This window comes from Catellatospora sp. TT07R-123 (assembly GCF_018327705.1).
In the GTDB taxonomy this organism is placed as follows: Bacteria; Actinomycetota; Actinomycetes; order Mycobacteriales; family Micromonosporaceae; genus Catellatospora.
In genome coordinates, this window is sequence record NZ_BNEM01000002.1 from 2,530,283 (window position 1) to 2,546,878 (window position 16,596).

Consider the following 16,596-nt stretch of genomic DNA (forward strand, 5'->3'; position numbering starts at 1 on the left):
TCGACTCCGGCCGGCCCGTCAGGCACCGGTGTACGCGAACGCGGCCCAGTACCGGGGATCGGCGTAGGGCCACGGGCTCGACCCGCCCGGCGGATCGATGCCGGGCAGCAGCGCCGCCAGGTCGTCGCGGGTGGCCGTACGCAGCCAGTGCTGGGCCTGGTTGAGCGCCACCGCGGGCGGCTGCCCGTCCCGGCACCAGCGCTCGTAGAAGGCGGCCATCAGGTACGTGGTGGCGAGGTCGTCGACCGCCCAGGCGGTGGCGATCACCCCGGCGAAGCCGAGCCGCAGCAGCGCGGTCGGCAGGCCGATGACCTCGTTCGGCAGCGCCGATCCGGTCATGTTCGTCTGGCACGCGGACAGGACCGCCAGGCGGCGCAGGCCCGGCCGCAGCGCCTCCTGAAGTTCGGTCAGCGTCACCTGCCGGTCGGCGAAGTACAGCCTGGTGTCCGAGATCGCCTCGGGCCGCGACGAGCCGTGGCAGGCAAGATGCCAGACCGTGTACCGGTCCGCGTTGGTGACGAACTCCTCCCACGTGCAGCCGTGGACCGGCCGCACCGCCCGGCCGGTCCAGCGCCGGGTCACCTCGACGGTCTCCCGTGCGACGAAGCGGAGGCGGGCGCCGGCGGCGAGTCCGCGACCGTCCGGAACGTCCACGGCCAGCAGCGTCTGCTCCCCGTCGGCCAGCTCGGCCGCGGTGTCGCGACAGCGGCGCAGGCCACGGGCGTTGGGCGCGTATCGGACAGCGGAGAAGTTCCCGGCGTGCTGCCATTCGGTGTGCCGGTCCCCCGGCAAGCCCGGGTCACCGGCCGCATGCAGCGGCAGGAGGTTGAACAGGCCCACCGGCACGAACGTGATGATCCGACCTCGGGCACTGAAGCGCACGAGATCCCGGATGCCGTCCATCCACAGCGTGCGAAGGCCGTCCGCCATCGGATCCTCGTACACGGGTCCGATCGGCCTGACCTCGCGGTCCGGGAGACGGGCCAGGCCGGTCGACGGTTCGACCTGCGGGCGTATCCGGCCGATGATCCGCGCCACGGACCCGCGGTCCAGCTTCGGCAGATCCACGTACTGCGGATCGTGCTGCGCGGCGACGACGAGCGCGTATCCGCCGGCTTTCGCCGCGCCGAGGTAGACCAGGGCGCCCTCCCCGGTCTCAGCGATGACGTCCTCGTAGCGGGCACCGATTCCCAGCGGATCCGCGCCTGTCGCCCTCGCCACCAGCCGGGCGGCCGCACGCACCTGGGTCCATGCCTGCCCGAGGCCGGCAGACTGCGCGTGCTCGTGTTCGGCGTACACCGCGAGCGCCTTCCGATACGCCCCTGCGAGATCCCCGCGACCGGCCCGATCCAGTTGATCGAACAGTGCCGGGTCGTCGCGGCCCAGGAGTTCGGTGAGGCCGACCGCCCGGCCGGTCTCCAGCGCCAGGACGGCCTCCCGATAGTGGCCGGTGCGGGCCAGCCAGTAGCCAGCTTCCTCGGCGTGCTCCTGAGCGGCGGCGAGGATCCTCTGCTTGGCACCGGTGCCGTACCGCTCGGCAGCGTCCTGGGCGGCCAGGTTCACGAGGCTCTCGTATGCCTCGGCCGCGCACTCGGCGACGTCGGTACCGAGAGCCCACTCCGCCCATGCGGCAGCCAGCCGGGCTCTCGCCGCCGTGGTCCAACGGGCGCCCACCGCGTCGCGCCACTGCCGATGCCGTCGTTGCGGGTTGCCGCGGCCGGTCACGGCGTCCCGGGCCGCCCTGACCTCGTGCAGGAGAAGCCGGTCGTCCGCACCGTGTATGTGCCAGATACGGCACCTGCGGCCGATCAGGCGGGCGGCTTCGCGTATGTCGGCCGCCTGCTGTGCAGAAGGTTCCGGCTGCTGCCCAGCCCGCCAGAGCAGCAGCCTGGCCAGGCCCGCATCCGCCGCCGTCGTACGCCGCCACCAGCGCAGCGCGGCTCGCCGACCGTCCCGGCAGCTTTCGATGCCGTCGTCGAGCCGGTCCGGATCCAGCCGGGCCAGCAGCATTCCGTAGCTGGCGTGCAGTTGCGGCCGCAGGCGGCGAGCTGTGAAGTCGTCCGCCCGTACACCGGCGTCCAACTCGCCGAGGGCGGCGGGCAGATCGCCCGCGACGACATGTCGGCGCGCGCGTACCAGGTGAGTGAGGCCGGGGCAGATCCCGGCGCGCTGGAGGCGGTCGATCAGATCGTCGAGCGGCGCCAGGTCGCCGTGCGTCTCGGCGGTTTCGAGGGCGTCGTCGGCGAGCCTGAACGCGAGCCATAGATTCAGCCCGAAGACACCGACGAGGCCGCGGGGGTCCACCGCGGCAGGCGACCGCTGCCGCTGGCCCAGCGGCGGCGCCCACGAGACTGGTGGCAGGCCGTCGAAGGCCGCCGCCACCGAACGGCGAGTCTGCGCGATCGCGGCTCTCGATCGCCGGAAGGCACGGATCTCGGCGACGCGCTGGAAGCCCCGATGGTGGTGGTCCGTGAGGACGCTTTCGGAGCGCCGCGCGATGTCGCGCATCGCTTCTGTGAGTTCGTCCTCGCGCGGATGGTCTACGGCCGCTTCGCTCTCCAGGACGTCGGCGCACAGGGACACGAAGTTCCGGGCGGTCGTCCTACGGTCGTTGTCGTCTTCGAGATCGCCGGTGTCGATGAGGCGGTGACGGCTGAGAAGATCGTCGATCAGCCAGTCGATGTCGCCGAACACCCCTGCGGTCCTGGCCATCTCGAATATGGCCAGCGTTCGCAGGTACCAGTCGGACCCGGTTGTAGTCCGCATGATCTGACGGTAGGCGTCACGGGCGCGGGCGGCGGCCGGGCGGTCGTCGCGAAACCAGGCGTCCTTGTACTCCCATGCGCATTGTTCGATCTGAGCCCATTGCCGCGCATGCTCTTCTGAGCTGCGCATCTCCTGCTGGATCTTGTAGATACGGGCGTGGTGGGCCCATGGTTCCCGGAAGACAGGGTCGACAGGCCTCCCGCACTCAGGACATGGATGCGGCCATGACCTGGGTGCGGGCTCGTCGCCATTGCCGCAGCCGTCGTTGCGGCACTCCCAGCCGCTCAGGCGCGCATCACGAGGAATCTGATACCCGTACGAGGTTCGCAGCGGTCGCCGGCCCATACCGTCCCTGTGACGGACGGCAGTCCGTCAGGATCCGCCATGAGGTTCTTCCGCCGCGCACCCAGGTCGCGTTTCCGGGCCGACATGCTCCAATGGCTCGATGCGTTCGGTCGGTACCAGCTCGACCCGCAGCGCAGCAACGTTCCGCCGGAGTCGGGAATGAACCCGTGGGACTGGTTCGGGTGGCTGTGGGAGATGATGAAGGAGGATCCCGACGGCTTCTTCACCGACCTTCGAACGATCGTCGCCGAGGATCGCGGCGGATTCGCGACCTACGGGGCCGCCTGTGTCGCTCGGGAACTGCTCAGCGGCGAAGGCCGGGAGCCGCCTGCGGCGCTGGCGCTGATCGACGCCGGCATCGAGTTCAAGCTGGCTCGGGGACTGGGGTCCTTCTCCCTCACCGCCTACGAGAACAGGCGGCTCATGGAAACCCGTCGGCAGTCCGAGCAGGATCGATAGCAAGGACACTTTGAATATGACACGCCGAAGGCCCGGCCGGTACAGCGGCCGGGCCTTCGGCGCGGGGTCGGTCAGCCGCCCGGGATCTCGGTCGGCCGGGGGCCGAGGTCGAGGTCGAGCACCACCGACGCGGCGGCCCTGCCGTTCAGGTAGACGGTGACGCGGCGGTTGGCCCCGTCGACGAGCTGCAGCTCGGCGACCGTTCCGTTCTGCAGCGCCGCCTTGATCTTGGCGACGACGTCGACGACGTCCTCGTCGCTGATGCCCCACTCGGTTGCCCCGATGATGACGCGCTTGCGGCCCATATCGTGGAATCCTCTCCGGGTTCGCGATGGCTTTCTACAAGGGTTCTGACGGACGGCTGGTCAGCCGACGTCCTCGACGAGGTAGCTGAACGTGAAGTCCTGGGCCCTGATCCGGCACTGCTCGGCCGGCCGGCCGACGCCGAAGCTCTCGTGGGCGAGCAGCGTGGTGCGGTAGAGGCCGATGGTCTGCCCGACGATCCCGGTGAGCAGGTGATATGCGGTGTTGACGAGCACCGCGCTCGCGCCGATCGCCGCGACGGCCATCGCCGCCTGCGGTGCCGCCGCGAACAGGCTGCCGGCCTGGCTCATGGCCATCTGGAGGTTGCTGTCGTTCAGCTTCTGCTCCAGCAGGTCGCCCAGCGACAGGCTGCCGGAGACGTCGCGCGTCACCCAGACCGCGAGGTCGAGGTAGTCGAGCACCGGACCGTGGAAGATGCCCATCTTGTCCAGCGGAAGGCACTGCTCGTCGCGGATACCGGCGAACCGCTCGGTCTGGGTCGACCACACCGGCTGCCGGTCCGGGCCGCGGGTGAGGACCATCGCGTCCAGCCTGATGTCGGCGCTGCCGAGCGCCCGGTTCCTGTGCACCACCAGGTCCGACAGGCGTACGGCGACCGTGGCGGGCGCGATCGCACGCGGCGCCCACAGCAGCGTCGACTGCTCCGGACGCTCGTCCACCTGGAACTGTGCCTGCTCGCTGACCGGTGCCGCCGTGGGCATCAGCTCGAAGTCGATGGTCCGTACGGCGTATTTGAGGGTCTGGACCTCCGGCGGCATCACCTCGCGCGACCCGCCGTTGGCGAGCTGGTCGAGGATGCGGTCCAGCGGCGACCGCGGCCCGTCCTGGACGATGCCCAGCCGGTAGAGCTCGCGCGCGCCGCTCTGTTCCAGGCCGCGGATCTCCTGCGGCTCCGTCGTCACCAGGACGAGGATCGTCTCCGGTCGCGGGGCGGCGGGGACGATCGAGCGCGGCCAGTCGACCAGCCAACCCTCCAGGACCTGCCGCTGGACGTTCCAGCCGAAGGTGGCGTCCGCTCCGGGGTCGACAGGGGTGCCGCCCGGTGTGTCCTGGTTCAGCAGGGACACCGACGACGACACGCCGATGTCGAGCAGGGACACGTAGACCCGCTCGCGGCCGCCGTTGCGCACCCGGACGTAGATGTGCTGGCTGCGGTAGACGACGCCGCCGGCCGCCGGCAGCGGATCGGCCTCGCCGTCGTGGACGGTGCCGAACTCGACGTCGATCGGGATGTCCAGCTCATGGCCCGGGTCGGCGGCCAGGCGGCGCAGGCCGGTGGCCCAGGCGATCCGTTGCAGGTTCGCGACGACCTCGTTGAGGCCGACGGCGTCGGGGGCCTTCGGCGGCACCAGCGGTCCGATGCTGTCGACGATGGTCAGCGCACCGGACTCGTCGGCGCGGACCTCCACCGGGCTGTCCTCGCCGGGCTCGGCCGGGCGCAGGGTCGGGAGCGCACCGATCCTGGCGCGCAGCGGCGCCGCAGCCGGGCCGGTGCCGGGCAGGCGCACCGGCAGCGCGGGCGCGGCGATCCGGCGCTGGTACGCCCGCGCGCCGAGGGGCACCCGCGCCTGCGGGTCGCGCAGTTCCAGGACACCGCTGGCGGCCAGCGGATGGACCTCGTCCACGCGGACGTCGCCGATCTTGGTCGCGTCGTCCGGGCCGGTGCTCTCGGGCGGCATCACCGTGAACTCGTCGCCCACGCGGACGCCCAGCAGCGGTGCACCGCCCAGTTCGGCCCGCCCGGCACTGACGAGGACGGGCAACGTGGCGACGGCGTCGGTCTCGGCGACGTCGAACAGCAGCCGCCGGGCGGGCCCTTCCGCCTCCGGCCGCTGCGACGAGTAGAAGGACAGGACCTGCTGGCGTACGCGGTCGACGACCGTCCCCCAGGAGACCTGGAGCCCTTCGGTATGCGCCTCGGTCAGCGCCCTGGTCAGCGCGTCGGTGAACAGCCCGCTGCTCACGCCGTCGGCGTTGTACGACTCGTACGCCGACTGCTCGGCGGCGCAGGCGACGAGCCGGACGGTGTACGGGTTGCTCTGCGGCAGGAACCGGCCCAGCCTCCCGGCCTGCAACCGGAGCCGGGCGTAGTGGTCCACGACCGTCTCGTAGCTCACGGCCCGGTCGAGGGCCCTCGGGACCAGTTCCTTGCGGGACATGTGCGCGGAGTGGCAGCAGTCGAGGGCGACGGTGACGTTGCGCGTCGTGTCGGTCAGGCGGGCGAACAGCACCGACAGCTCGACCGAGGTGATCCCCCGGAAGTCTCCCTCCACCGAGTCGTCGAAGTCCCACGGGACGATGAACTGCATGGCCGGGTCCGGCCGCTCGCCGGGCTCGGCCTTCGCGGGCGGGCGGCAGTATCCGCCGTGGCCGCTGTAGTAGACGAAGACCGCGTCCTCGGGCCGGGCCTCGGCGATCAGCCGCTCGCACGCGTCGAGGATGCCCGCCCGCGTCGCCTGCGCCGCCTCGCAGCGGACGCTGTCGAAGCCCCACCGGTCCAGGGCGGCCTGCATGGATGTGATGTCGTGGTCCACGCCGGTCAGGCCCTTGACCTGCGACCCGATCAGCAACGCCTTGCGCGCCATGCGCGACCTCCCAGATACGTCGAAGCGGCCGCTGCGCGGCACGGTCACAACACATCTGGCGGACGGCGCGATCAGCCGCCGAGCGCTCCGTCCCGGCGCGCCTTCTCCGCCGCCTCCCACCGGCTGTTCACGCCCATCTTCTTGTAAATGTTGCCGACGTGGACACCGACGGTGTTCTCGGCGCGCCCCCACAGCTCCGCGATCCTGGCGTTCGTCGCCCCGGTGGCCAGGTAGCCCAGGACGGTCAGCTCGGTCGGGGTCAGGCCGTAGGGCGGCTTGCTGTTCATCGCCTGGTGAGCCGCGGCGATGCGCGCGTGCAGCGGTCCGGCACCGATCTCCGCCGCGGCGGCGGACGCCTCTGCGAACGCGGCGTTCGCCTGGCCGCGCTCTCCCGTCCGGGCGGCCGCACCGGCCAGACCGAACTGGGCGTATGCCAGGCGGAACGGCTGCCGTAGTGCCGCCCACCCCTCGGCGACTCCGAGCCACATGTCAGGGGTGTCCCTGCCGTGTGCTCGGGCGTGCTCGGCCTCGCACTGCCGGACCAGCGGCCCGACCTCGGCGGCCGATGCCTTCGCCGCGCACGCGCGCACGAACTCCACCAGCTCGTCGGCGCGGTCGACGGTGCCGCTATCGGCGGCGATCCGCAGCCCGGTCGCGCACAGCTGCACCATCACCCTGGGATTCGTCCCGGCGACGTCCTTCATGCCCTGCGACACCAGCTCGTCAGCGTGGTCCAAGTGGCCGCGCCACGCTGCCAGCTCCGCGGTGCAGCCGTACAGCGAGCCGACGAAACGGGGATCGGAGTTCTCCTTCCAGTTGAGCGCGCACAGCAGGCCCTCCGCGCCGGCGTAGTCGCCCTGGGCGACGTACATCTCGGCGCGGGTGATGCGGGCGTACATGCTCTCGGCCATCGGCCGGTTCTGCAGGATCGGGTCCAGCAGGTCCGCGGCCGCCCTGTACTGCCCGAGCAGGAAGTGCGCCACTGCGGCATTGCCGGCCAGGACATCGCTCTGCCGGGTGTTCAGCAGGCCGTAGGTCTTGGCGTGTGCCAGGCCCTCCGTCATGGCGGTGACCGCCTGCGGCAGGCGGCCGCCCTCCTCCAGGCAGACGCCCAGGATGCCGTACGCCCGGAACAGGTCCTCCAGGTGGTTCCCGGCCAGGGCGATGTCGACCGCTTTGGTGAGAGCTTCGACCGCTTCATCGAACCTGCCCTCGAATGTCAGGGTCAGACCGAGTGCGCTCAGCGCCCGTCCTTCCTCTGCTTCGGTGCCCGCAGAAAGGGCCAGCTCCATGGCTCGCCGGGCAGGGTCGCCGCCCGCCCCGTACTTCCCCTGCCGGATCACGGCGGTCGCCAGCGCCGCCTTCACCCGCGACGCGACCGCGCCCGACGGCAGCCCGGCCAGCAGCCGGTCGGCCTCGAAGTAAGCGGCCGCCGCCGGCTCCCGCTCTCCGGCCTCCCACAGATAGCTGCCCAACCGCTCCTGCAACTCGCCGGCCCGGGCCGGATCGGCGACCGGATCGACTTCCGCCATGGCCTGGCGCACCCACTGCAACGCCTTTGCGACGTCCCCGGCCCAGCGAGCCGCGTCCGCCGCACGGCCGAGGATGACCTCCCGCGACGCACCGGCCCGCGCGACAGCGTCGGGAATGTCGGGCCACAGGCTGAGCACCCGCCCGTACTGCGCCGCAGCCTCCTCGAACGCACCGACCCGGGTCGCCATCTCGGCCGCCTGGCGCCCTGCGGCGAACGCCTCCGGCAGCTCGCCCGCCTCGAACCAGTGGTACGCGAGCTCCGGCAGCAGCCTGCGTTCGGCGCCCGACTGCGCCGCCATCGCCATCGCCATCCGCTTATGGAGCTCCTTGCGGCGGGCCGGCCGGATGTCGCCGTACACCACGTCGCGCAGCAGGGCGTGTTTCAGGACGTACGCGTCCTCGACCGGAACCTTGACCAGGATCTGCTGGTTGAGGCACTCGTCCATGGCATCGTCCAGAGCCTTCGCACCGAGTTCGCAGACGGCGGTCAGCAGAGCGTCGTCCAACCGCCGACCGGCGACCGCGGCGATCCGGACGACCTCGCGGGCACCATCGCTGAGCTGGTCCTGTTGCGTCGTGATCACCGCTCGCAGCGACTGCGGCACCACGACGTCCAATTTCTCCAGGTCGTCCGTGATCATCAGTTGCTCGGCGTAGTACGCGTTGCCCCCGGACAGGTCGTAATAGCGGTGCAGCCGGCCCTCCGGCACGGTCCGACCGGCGTCGGCTGCCCGCTGGAGCACGAACTCGTCGGTCTCCACGCGGCTGAAGGGGGGCAGGGCGACCTGCTCGATACGGCGGATGAAGTCCGGTTCGCCTAGCAGTATGCGCAGCGGGTGCTTGGGCGGCACGGAACGGTGCGTGCAGACCACCAGCAGTCTCTGATCGGACTTGGCGGAGGCGAGGTACCGGACGAGGCCGAGCGTGGACGGGTCGGCCCAGTGCAGATCCTCAAGGATCAGCACCAGTTTGGTCTGCTTGACGACGAGGGAATCCGGCAGCCGCAACACCGCATCGAAGATCCGCCGTTGCACGTCAACGGTCGGGTGCGCGGCGCCGGAGGCCGACATGAGGCCGACGAGCGCCTTCCATAAATCCCCATTGATGAAGGACTGGTTCTCCGCGCTGGGGCGCAGCCCGAACAGCCGCACCGCCTCTTCCAAGGCGCTGTAGGGAATGGAGGAACTGCCACCGAGGTCGATGCAGCCGCCCCGGAGCACCAACGCCCTTCCCACCCCCCGGGCCTCCTCGGCGAGCCAGTCGGCGAGGTTCGACTTCCCCACGCCGGGGTCACCGCTGACGAAGACGACCGACGGGTTTCGCTCCTCGGCCGCCGTCAGCCAATCCCTGAACTTCTGGCGCTCCATGAGACGCCCGACGACGGCTGGCATGGCGTCCATAATCTCCGCCCCGGCGACACATCGGAAGATGTCGACAGACAACTCATCCGTGCGGCTTCCGGCCGCATCGTAGCGGTCCGTCAGATCAGGCTGACTCTTCGTGAGGTATCACAGCACCAGCCAGGAAGGCCCACAGTGAAGACGACCCGAACGGCCGGGAGTCCATGCAGGTCGGCCGTCCGGCCATCCGGCCGGCACCGAATCCGCACGGACTCCCGTCGCGCGGCCGGCCCGTCACCCCAGCAGGTCGAGGACGAGGGCGACGATCCGGTCGACCGTCTCGGGCTCGGCGAGGCGGCGCATCACCTGTTCGTCGTCGGTGCTGCCCAGTCCGGGCGCCCGACCCATCTCCTCCGACGCGGTGCCGGACCCGAACAGCGTCGCCACGACGTCGACGACCACCTCGCGGACGTCCTCGCCGCGCGCCAGCCGCTGCCCGACCAGCAGGACCGTCAGCTCGGCCAGCTCGGCGCGGCGGGCGTCGTCGGCCAGGTCGGCCTCCTGGGCGGCCCAGCCCGGGTCCACCGGGTCGCCGCCGTCGGCGTCGTGCACCGCCATGGGCAGGGCCTTGCGTCCCATGGGCCGCTCGACGTACTTGGCGTACCAGAGCGGGCGCTTGCGCATGGCGGCGACGACCGTGGCGATGTCCTCGGCCACCGACGGTCCGGCCCGGTGGCCGCTCCCGGCGAGCCGCCGTCCCTCCCATGCCTCGATCGGCCAGTCGTGCAGTCCCGCACTGGTCTCGATGCCGACCCAGTCCAGCATGTCCAGGGCCACGCCCATGAGCCGCTGGTCCTGCCCGAGCTCCTCGATCAGCCAGCGCGGCAGGCGCGGACGCTGGAGCGCGCCCCGCTCGCCCCGCCGCCGACGGTGCGCGTCGATCGTGACGGCCGTCAGGCGGCTGCTCACCCAGCCTTCGAGGTTCTGGATCGGCGTGCGCGCCGAGTGGAGCACGTCGTCGACGACCGCGTCCATGTCGTCGTGGTGGCGGTCGAGGCACTCCGGCCGCAGCCTGGTCACCGCCACCATGCAGTCACGGTGTCCCCGGCGCAGCTCCAGCTTCCGGGTCAGCTGCGTGAACACCAGCTGCTGCACCAGCTCGCGCACGTCGATCCGCAGCCGCCGCTGCTCGGTCTCCGACGCCTGCTCGAAGTACTCGGCCAGACGTCCCGACGACGCCAGGTCGCGGATGCCCGGCTGGCTGTCCATTCGCTCGGCCATGATGCGCCTCCTCCCCCCACCGGCGTCCATTCGCCGGCATGTATCCGGGAAGGTAGGCAGGGGCGGATGGCGAGCGCTTCTCACGAACGGCGTGGAGGCCGAAAATACCGCGACCTCGTTAGCCCGTCCGGGTGTCGGCGGCGCGGAGCGGGCCTGCCTACTTCATCGACTAACCAGGTCGGGCCGGTCGGCATAACGACTCAGCGTCCCGGCCGTTCGTGAGCCGTCGCGGTCGGCGGTATCGTCAGAGCTCAGCGGTGCTTCTGAGGATCCGCCCGGGGCCGCGCCCCCGTGCAGCACATGCCTACGCACTGCTTGGAAGGAGCACGCCGTGGCCGACACATCAGGGAAGAGACCGGGCCGGACGGACGGCCGTCCGCTGGACGACGGCACGCGGGAACGCCTGGCGGCGCTGCTGAAGTCCGAGCTGGGGCGGGCCGGTGACGAGGCGCGGGCGCGCGGGATGACCCCGCAGGAGCTGTCCGCCCAGCTCGACGCGCGCATCGCCCGCCTGCGGGCGCAGATCCAGGATCTGTCGGACGGCGAGCAGGCCGCCTGACCGCTCAGACGGCGGCGACCATGCCGTCGAGGATGCCGCGCACCGCCTGGACGATCCGGTGCAGCTCGGCGGGTTCGGTGACGAGCGCCTCGACGGGCCGCCCGTCCAGCGGACCGGCCGCACCGGCGAAGTCTGCGCTGGTGTCGATCCGGCCGAACACCTCGGCGATGATGCGCCCGATCGCCGCCTCGTCCTGGGGGTCGTCGGCGAGCTGCTGCTCGATCGCGGCCAGTGCCAGCGAGGCGAGGTCCGCCAGCCGGGCGTCGGCGGTCGCGTCCGGGTCGGCCAGCACGAGCGGCGGCGGCTCGGCGACCGAACCGCCCTCGACGATCATCGGTGCGAGCGGCGGGGTCTTGCGCCCCAGTGGCCGCTCCACGTGGTCGTCGTACCACCGGGGGCGGGTGAGCATGGCGGCGAGGACCTGCTCGACGTCGCGCTGCACGGCGCGCACGTCGCTGCCGAGCGGGTCGCCGGTCGCGCGGGCCCGGTGCTCGGCCCAGGCGTCCAGCGGCCACAGCTGGGTTCCCGCGGTGGTCGGCACGCCGACCCAGGTGAGGATCTCGACGGCGAGCTGCTGGTACCAGGGTTCGCCGGGCAGCCGCCGGACCAGCCATGCGGGCAGCCGGGGCCGCTGGAGCGCGCCGCGGGCGCCGCGGCGGCGCCGGTGGGCGTCCACGGTGACCGCGCGCAGGCGGCTGGTCATCCAGCCCTCGGGGTTCGCGATCTTCGTGGTGGAGTGCGTCAGCAGGTCGTCGACGACCGCTTCGACGTCGTCGTAGAAGCGGTCCAGGCAGCCGTCGGCGAGGCGGTCGACGGCGACCGCGCAGGTCCGGTGGCCGCGCCGCTGCTCGTACACGCGGGTGACGCGGCTGAAGACGATCGGCCAGGCCAGCGCGAACGCCGCTCCGCTCAGCCGCACCCGCTGCGCGTCCGTCGCGCTGCGGGCCACGGCGGCGAGGCGTCCCTGCCCCGCCAGCGACCGCAGGTCGGCGATGGCGTCCGGCCAGTGCGTTGGGTCGAGGTCGACCACGACTGCTCTCCACTCTCCGTATCCGCACCGTCACGGATCGGGCTCGGCTGGGATGAAGTCTGCCCACCTCCGCAGCCAGCGGTACAGCCCGCGAACGATTTACTGCCTGATCAGTTGCGGCCGTTGACAGCAGTTCACCACCTCATCGGACAAAGGGCCCCAGGTTGGTCGACCGGACGGTTATCGGGTGTACGGCGAGGTAGACCGGCCATTCATGCGACCCACCATCCACAAGGGACTGACTCCCACGTGCGCCGCACCGCTGCGCCCCGCCCCGCGCGGGACCGTTCGGGCAGGTGGGAGCCGACGTCCGTCGGCCGGGGCGACCGGATCGACCCCGCGCACCGGTACGCACCGCCGACCACCGGCGGGCGTAAGCCGGGCACCGGCAGGGCCCGTACCGGGCATGAATGCCATTCACCTCCTGTCACGGGCGGCCGCCGTCCGTCAGTAACGGCGGACAGACTCTCGCGGCGCGCACCGGCGCCCTCTGAGGAGGACGGCGAATGACGACCCTTCCCTCCGCCGCCGACGACGGCGACCGGCCCCTGTTCGCCGACTCGCCGGCGCTGGACCAGCCCCTCGACCCGCCGGTCGTACGCCGCCGCGGCGACCTGCCGCCCCCGCCGCGGCCACCCGGCCCGCTCCCCGCCCCGCCACCGGCGCACGCCGCGCCGCCCGCCCCCGCGCCCGTGCCCGTGGCGGCGGCCGCGGCCGGTGTCCTGGTCGGGCGGGTCAACAGCCAGGTGACCGAGACGCACCAGCCGCACCGGTTCCTCGGCTTCGGCGTGCTGGTCGCCGTCGCCGTCGCCGCGATCGCGGCGGTCGTGGTGTACGCCGCCGGCGGAGCGCTGGCCGGACTGCTCTGCGCGGCGGTCGTGCTCATGGTCCTGGCGTTCGGGTTCGGACGGCTGCTGGGCGGCTGGACGGTGGTCTTCGCGATGATCGCCCGGGGGCTGATCTGGCTGGTCTCCACCATCGTCGCGCTCAGCCTGCGCGGTGCCGGCGCGGCCGCCCGCGGGGCGGGCCGGTCCAGCGGGTTCTCCTACGACCTCGTCGTGCAGCGCTTCCAGGTCCAGCTGGTGTCCGGCGAGTACATCACCTGCCTGCTGGCGGGCCGGATCGCCGACGGCGACCTGCGGCGCGACGACCACGTCGGCCTCACCGGCCGGACCCGCCCGGACCACTACCTCGTCCGGACCGTCGACGTGTACCCGCGGGCGGGCGGCACGGCCGTCCGGCGCATCAGCGCGTCGCAGCCACCCGGCTTCCGGCTCCTGCGCTGGCTCGACCGCGGCGCGTTCGTGCTGGCCGCGCTGCTCGTCGCCGTGCTGGTCGCGGGCATCGCCGGAGCCGTCCGTCAGTAGGCGGCAGGACACCGACCACGAAGGCAGGACCCATGGACGAATCGTTGCGGCGGCGCGTCGAGTTCCCCGGCACCTCCAGCGGCCTGTCCGGCTACACCGGACGCGAGCGGTCGGCCGAGGCCGCGGCGGCGCAGCAGCCGCTGGTCCGGGATCTGCGCCGGCCGAGGTCGGCGGCGCTGCTCGACGCGGTCCACCGGCTCGACGTCGAGATCAACCAGGCCGCACGCGCGGACCTGGCCCGGTGGATCCGCGAGGCGTACGAGCACGAGCTGGGCGACATCCCGCTCGGCTTCGTCGCGCAGTGCCATCTCGGGCCGCCCTACGTCGACCACATCCTCGACCTGTTCCAGAACATCGTCGAGCACTACGCACCCGCCGACCGGATGCCCGATCCGCACGCCCAGGCCCGCATGCTCGTCCGGACCGGCGCCTACGCGTACGTCGAGATCTGGGGCAGCGGAGCGATCCACCCCGTGCTCCCCGACGGCACCGTCGTCATCTGACTACCGATTGGACTCTCATGGCTGACATCGACTACCGCCTGCGCAACCAGGTCCAAGAGGTCGAGCGACTGGTGATCCAGATCGGCCAGACCGTCAACCAGGTCGGCCTGGACGTGGGCAAGGTGGGTCAGGAGACCGAGCAGGCGCGCTCGGACCTGGCCGCCCTGCGCGCCGAGTTCCTGGCGTTCGTCCGCCGGAACGAGCTGGACACCAACATCCAGCGGTCCGAGACCAAGATCGGCGCCTTGCAGGACCAGATCCAGCACGACTTCGGCCACTACAACGCCGTACGGCGGTCGGCCGTCGGCGTGCTGCAGGCGTTCGACATCGGCATCATCTCCGAGGAGACCATCCGGACCGTCGGCGAGCAGCTGATGGTGCAGACGCCGCGCTACTGGCTGGCCCCGGCCCTGGTCGGGCTGGCCGCGTGGGCGGCCGACGACCGCGAGCTGTGCGAGAAGGCGATCCAGGAGGCGTTCCGGCGCTCGCCGAGCAAGGCGTCGCTGCTCATGGCCCTGATCCTGCGGCGGCAGCGCCGGGCCGACGCGTCCGTGCGGTGGCTGCGGCACTACCTGAGCACGCAGGACCCGGCCGCGCTCGGCCGGGACTTCGCCGTGATCCTGGAGTCGATCGCGCACGGCGCGTTCGGGCCCACCGGGGTGAAGCTGATGCGCGACACCCTGGACCGCTGGACCGACCTGCTGCTGACCGACGACACGGTGCAGCTCACCCAGGTGCACCGGTGGCGGGCCGAGATCGACCTGTTCGCCGCGGCGGCCGACCCGGCCGCGTTCCCGCACCTGCGCACGCTGTCCCCGCAGTGGCCCGCGCTGGAGGCCGCCCTGTCGCGGGCGCAGGCGCACGCGCCGCTGCTGCTGAAGTACCGGGCGATGCTGTCCGAGGAGATCCCGCCGGCCGAGCGGCTGGAGGACGCGATCGACGACATCCTCGACCGGCTGGTCCGCGAGTACGACAACGAGGAGCTCCCGCTGCGCCGCGAGCTCGCGTACCACAAGGCGGTCGTGGACAGCGGCGGCGACCTGGACGTCTCGCGGCGGACGATCGACGCCCAGCACGCGTACGAGAAGACGCTGGACTACCTGACGATCCAGTCCGAGTCGGCGCTGAACCCGGCCGCGATCGGCGTCTCCCGCACCACGCAGCGGCTCGCCGTCGCGGCGTGCCACGAGTGGTTCCAGCGCGCGCACGCCGCCTTCACCCGCGACTACCGCCTGCTGCCGCCGCCGCAGGTCGACGCGGTCTTCGGCACCAGCCACAACGTCGGGGCGAAGACGTTCAGCCTGCCGCAGTGGACCGGCAACCTGGCCGAGCCGCTGGACCGCCTCGAACACGACCTGGCCGAGCACTGGGACCGCCACGGGCGGCCGTTCGTCGACTCGTTCGCCTTCGACATCAAGCCGGGGCTGGCCGGGCTCATCGGCACCGCCGTCGGCGTGCTGATCCTGGTCGGCGCCTGCACCCAGAGCGTGGTGGTCGGCCTGGCCGGGGCGGTCGTCTCGGCGGGCATCTGGGCCGTGGTGCTGCACACGAAGCAGCAGACGGCCGCCCGGCAGCAGGCCGAGGCGCGCACGTACATCGAGAGGTCCAAGGCGGAGTCGGTGCGGCTGCTGCGGGCGGCGGCCGCCGAGCTGACCGACTGGAGCAGCCGGTACGCGCACGCCGACGCGCAGGAGTCGGCCGTCCGCGACATGATCGGCGACCTCGCCCGGGCCGGGCAGTCGGGATCGCCGTACGAGCGGCGTCCCGTGATCACGGAGGAGCAGCGATGACCGAACCGATCCAGCCCGACGACCCGCAGACCCCCTGGGCGCGGGCCCAGAGCGCCCCGGTCGACCGGGCCACCACGCGTGCCCGGCGCTACGCCGAGGGCCTGCCCGACTGGGAGCCGCTGCCGCCCGGCGAGATCGTGGTGCAGCGGCGGCGCGACTGATGTGGGGCGACGGAGGCGTCTACGGCGCCTGGGCGCAGACGATGGATCGGTGGGCCCGCAGTGAGCCCATCGATCCGTCGGCCCTGCCGCCGCTGGCCCCCGAGTACTTCGACGCCGGCACCTGGGCCCGCCTGGCCGACCGGATCACCACCGCGGTGAGCGAGCGGCTCATCACGTGGGCCGGCGTGACCAGCCGCAGCCTCGGCGCCGCGGGCGACGAGTTCGCCACGGCCCGCGCGCTCACCCAGGCCCGCACCGGGCTGCGCGCGGTGCGGGCCATGGCCGTCCTGCCGCAGCTGCCCGAGGAGCTGCGCACCCGGCTGCTGGCGCTGGTCGACGAGCAGGTCCGGGAGGCCCAGCGCCAGCTCGAACGGCAGGCGGCGGCCGACCTCGGCGGGCGCGACCGCCGGTTCGCCGAGCAGCGCCTGCGCACCATCCGCGACAACGGTCTGACCGCCGTCCTCGCCGAGGCCCCGGCGCCGTCGGCCACCGACGGCTGGCTCGGCGCGACCACCCCGCCCCGCCGGATCGTCGATCCCGGCTGACGCCCCGC

13 protein-coding genes are annotated in these 16,596 nt (G+C 72.2%); 7 read left to right on the forward strand and 6 right to left on the reverse strand.

What is annotated here, in order from left to right; all coding sequences use genetic code 11:
* Positions 1-18: 18 nt before the first annotated feature.
* Complete coding sequence (locus Cs7R123_RS31125; RefSeq protein WP_212831764.1) at positions 19-3,111, reverse strand: CHAT domain-containing protein; 3,093 nt, start codon at positions 3,109-3,111, stop codon at positions 19-21.
* Positions 3,112-3,150: 39 nt separating this feature from the next.
* Between Cs7R123_RS31125 and Cs7R123_RS31130 the strand changes: the two genes are divergently transcribed.
* The gene (locus tag Cs7R123_RS31130) at positions 3,151-3,570 is read left to right on the forward strand and encodes a hypothetical protein (RefSeq protein WP_212831765.1); all 420 of its coding nucleotides are present in this window, start codon (positions 3,151-3,153) and stop codon (positions 3,568-3,570) included.
* A gap of 71 nt (positions 3,571-3,641) precedes the next feature.
* Here the strand turns inward: Cs7R123_RS31130 and Cs7R123_RS31135 are convergent, their stop codons facing one another.
* The 4 genes from Cs7R123_RS31135 to Cs7R123_RS31150 form a co-directional block, all read right to left on the reverse strand.
* Complete coding sequence (locus Cs7R123_RS31135; RefSeq protein WP_212831766.1) at positions 3,642-3,875, reverse strand: hypothetical protein; 234 nt, start codon at positions 3,873-3,875, stop codon at positions 3,642-3,644.
* A gap of 60 nt (positions 3,876-3,935) precedes the next feature.
* A complete protein-coding gene (locus Cs7R123_RS31140) occupies positions 3,936-6,479 on the reverse strand; it encodes a caspase family protein (protein ID WP_212831767.1) in 2,544 nt (847 codons plus the stop codon).
* 71 nt (positions 6,480-6,550) lie between these two features.
* Entirely contained in the window at positions 6,551-9,403 is a 2,853-nt protein-coding gene (locus tag Cs7R123_RS31145) for a helix-turn-helix transcriptional regulator (RefSeq protein WP_212831768.1), read from the reverse strand.
* A 243-nt stretch (positions 9,404-9,646) separates the two neighbouring features.
* A complete protein-coding gene (locus Cs7R123_RS31150) occupies positions 9,647-10,633 on the reverse strand; it encodes a hypothetical protein (RefSeq protein ID WP_212831769.1) in 987 nt (328 codons plus the stop codon).
* A 331-nt stretch (positions 10,634-10,964) separates the two neighbouring features.
* Here Cs7R123_RS31150 and Cs7R123_RS31155 point away from each other — a divergent pair, with 331 nt between their 5' ends.
* The gene (locus Cs7R123_RS31155) at positions 10,965-11,192 is read left to right on the forward strand and encodes a hypothetical protein (RefSeq protein ID WP_212831771.1); all 228 of its coding nucleotides are present in this window, start codon (positions 10,965-10,967) and stop codon (positions 11,190-11,192) included.
* Positions 11,193-11,196: 4 nt separating this feature from the next.
* On the opposite strand, the gene Cs7R123_RS31160 is transcribed toward Cs7R123_RS31155, so the two are convergent.
* Positions 11,197-12,222, reverse strand: coding sequence for a hypothetical protein (locus tag Cs7R123_RS31160; RefSeq protein WP_212831772.1), 1,026 nt, complete (start codon positions 12,220-12,222; stop codon positions 11,197-11,199).
* A gap of 506 nt (positions 12,223-12,728) precedes the next feature.
* On the opposite strand from Cs7R123_RS31160, the gene Cs7R123_RS31165 reads away from it, so the two are divergent.
* Genes Cs7R123_RS31165 through Cs7R123_RS31185 form a run of 5 tightly spaced genes read left to right on the forward strand, consistent with a single transcriptional unit; the run spans position 12,729 to position 16,588 of the window.
* Entirely contained in the window at positions 12,729-13,589 is an 861-nt protein-coding gene (locus Cs7R123_RS31165) for a hypothetical protein (RefSeq protein WP_212831774.1), read from the forward strand.
* 32 nt (positions 13,590-13,621) lie between these two features.
* A complete protein-coding gene (locus Cs7R123_RS31170) occupies positions 13,622-14,092 on the forward strand; it encodes a hypothetical protein (protein ID WP_244872251.1) in 471 nt (156 codons plus the stop codon).
* A 17-nt stretch (positions 14,093-14,109) separates the two neighbouring features.
* A complete protein-coding gene (locus tag Cs7R123_RS31175; RefSeq protein WP_212831776.1) occupies positions 14,110-15,882 on the forward strand; it encodes a hypothetical protein in 1,773 nt (590 codons plus the stop codon).
* Positions 15,879-16,043, forward strand: coding sequence for a hypothetical protein (locus Cs7R123_RS31180; RefSeq protein ID WP_212831784.1), 165 nt, complete (start codon positions 15,879-15,881; stop codon positions 16,041-16,043). The genes Cs7R123_RS31175 and Cs7R123_RS31180 overlap by 4 nt, the downstream gene beginning before the upstream one ends.
* Complete coding sequence (locus tag Cs7R123_RS31185; protein WP_212831787.1) at positions 16,043-16,588, forward strand: hypothetical protein; 546 nt, start codon at positions 16,043-16,045, stop codon at positions 16,586-16,588. The genes Cs7R123_RS31180 and Cs7R123_RS31185 overlap by 1 nt, the downstream gene beginning before the upstream one ends.
* The last annotated feature ends 8 nt before the right edge of the window (positions 16,589-16,596 follow it).

Excerpts from the sequence above, each read along its gene's own strand:
- Cs7R123_RS31125 (WP_212831764.1), bottom strand. The coding sequence starts at position 3,111 with ATGGGCCGGCGACCGCTGCGAACCTCGTACGGGTATCAGATTCCTCGT.
- Cs7R123_RS31130 (WP_212831765.1), top strand. The coding sequence starts at position 3,151 with ATGAGGTTCTTCCGCCGCGCACCCAGGTCGCGTTTCCGGGCCGACATG.
- Cs7R123_RS31135 (WP_212831766.1), bottom strand. The coding sequence starts at position 3,875 with ATGGGCCGCAAGCGCGTCATCATCGGGGCAACCGAGTGGGGCATCAGC.
- Cs7R123_RS31140 (WP_212831767.1), bottom strand. The coding sequence starts at position 6,479 with ATGGCGCGCAAGGCGTTGCTGATCGGGTCGCAGGTCAAGGGCCTGACC.
- Cs7R123_RS31145 (WP_212831768.1), bottom strand. The coding sequence starts at position 9,403 with ATGCCAGCCGTCGTCGGGCGTCTCATGGAGCGCCAGAAGTTCAGGGAT.
- Cs7R123_RS31150 (WP_212831769.1), bottom strand. The coding sequence starts at position 10,633 with ATGGCCGAGCGAATGGACAGCCAGCCGGGCATCCGCGACCTGGCGTCG.
- Cs7R123_RS31165 (WP_212831774.1), top strand. The coding sequence starts at position 12,729 with ATGACGACCCTTCCCTCCGCCGCCGACGACGGCGACCGGCCCCTGTTC.
- Cs7R123_RS31170 (WP_244872251.1), top strand. The coding sequence starts at position 13,622 with ATGGACGAATCGTTGCGGCGGCGCGTCGAGTTCCCCGGCACCTCCAGC.
- Cs7R123_RS31175 (WP_212831776.1), top strand. The coding sequence starts at position 14,110 with ATGGCTGACATCGACTACCGCCTGCGCAACCAGGTCCAAGAGGTCGAG.
- Cs7R123_RS31180 (WP_212831784.1), top strand. The coding sequence starts at position 15,879 with ATGACCGAACCGATCCAGCCCGACGACCCGCAGACCCCCTGGGCGCGG.
- Cs7R123_RS31185 (WP_212831787.1), top strand. The coding sequence starts at position 16,043 with ATGTGGGGCGACGGAGGCGTCTACGGCGCCTGGGCGCAGACGATGGAT.